The organism is Lactobacillus nasalidis (assembly GCF_016587775.1).
Lineage (GTDB): Bacteria > Bacillota > Bacilli > Lactobacillales > Lactobacillaceae > Lactobacillus > Lactobacillus nasalidis.
On the sequence record NZ_BOCG01000096.1, the window covers coordinates 1 to 989 of the forward strand.

Annotated in this window: 1 protein-coding gene; it reads left to right on the forward strand. The window is 61.1% G+C overall.

What is annotated here, in order from left to right; all coding sequences use genetic code 11:
* On the forward strand, window positions 1-989 hold a 989-nt coding region (locus tag lacNas_RS01255), incomplete at both ends, for a transglutaminase-like domain-containing protein (protein WP_201346517.1).

Here is a 989-nt window from a genome sequence, read left to right on the forward strand (position 1 = left end):
CAGCCGCCGGCCGGCTGATCCGCTGTACTTGCGCAGCTTCATTGGCAACAAGTATGACGGCAGCCGGTGGACGCGGGCCAATGACCTGCGCCTGCTCCAGCGCGCCGCCAAGAAGTCCCACTGGCGCTATCAGAGCTACCTGGAATGGATTTTTGCATCTATTTACTACAATATGAACAGCTACACCAATGCCCAGGCCCAGGGCCGGTCGATCAGCGTGGGGGTCGGGGACTATTCCCAGCCGCTGGAGAATTATTACGTGCCTTACTGGTCCAATTATTCAACCAGCCAGGCCAGGACCAACTACAGCTATGACCTGTATGAGCGCCGGGACATGAAGATCGATTGGAGCAAGCCGGCAGTCCAGGTGGGCGACGACTACTACTGGAACAGCAACCCGGCTGGCTTCACTGCCTATAAAAAGCAGGTCCGCGCCCTCATCAGGGCCTACCGGCAGGTCAGCCGGAAAAAGAGCCCGCGCTTAAGCCGCCTGGTTGCCAGCGTCAAAAAGCAGGGCAAGGTCAAGACCATGGCCCAGGTGACCAGCTTCATCTCCAGCCTGCTAAAGCGCAATGCCCGCTACACCCGGTCACCGGGCCTGGTGCCGCTGGGGGAGGACCCGGTTGATTACTTCCTTTTTGAAAGCCACCGCGGCTACTGCATCCAGTATGCCTCAACCGCGACCTTGATCTACCGCATGTTTGGCATCCCGGCCCGCTACGTCAGCGGCTACATCGTGCAGCCCTCCCAATTCAAGCGGGGCCGGCAGGGCTTGCAGGCAACGGTGACGGACTACCAGGCCCACGCCTGGACCGAGGTCTTCCTTGAAGACTACGGCTGGGTGCCGGTGGACTTCACGCCGGACACCGCCGGCAATATCCAGGCCAGCTATCCAGGCTACAAGCAGCAGTCCCTGCCCAGCGTGACGCCGCTTTTTCAGCGCCAGTCTGCCAAAAAGCCGCCGGCCAAGAGCCGCCGGGCCGAAGGGG